Origin of the sequence: Pseudomonas sp. PS01297 (genome assembly GCF_029959305.1) — a bacterium.
In the GTDB taxonomy this organism is placed as follows: domain Bacteria; phylum Pseudomonadota; class Gammaproteobacteria; order Pseudomonadales; family Pseudomonadaceae; genus Aquipseudomonas; species Aquipseudomonas helleri.
The window spans coordinates 1-291 of sequence record NZ_JASCPQ010000222.1 but is presented as its reverse complement, the minus strand read 5'-3'; the positions used below and the strand labels follow the sequence as shown (position 1 = coordinate 291).

Here is a 291-nt window from a genome sequence, read left to right as displayed (position 1 = left end):
TCTTTAACAACTGAATCAAGCAATTCGTGTGGGTGCTTGTGGAGTCAGACTGATAGTCAAAAAGATTATCAGCATCACAAGTTACTCCGCGAGAAATCAAAGATGTAACCAACGATTGCTGAGCCAAGTTTAGGGTTTCTTAAAAACCCAAAGATGTTTGAACTGAAGAGTTTGATCATGGCTCAGATTGAACGCTGGCGGCAGGCCTAACACATGCAAGTCGAGCGGTAGAGAGAAGCTTGCTTCTCTTGAGAGCGGCGGACGGGTGAGTAATACCTAGGAATCTGCCTG

General features: G+C 45.4%; 1 rRNA gene. It reads left to right on the top strand.

The features are described 5' to 3' along the window. Positions 1-159: 159 nt before the first annotated feature. Positions 160-291, top strand: a 16S ribosomal RNA gene (locus QMX84_RS26375); the annotation flags it as partial.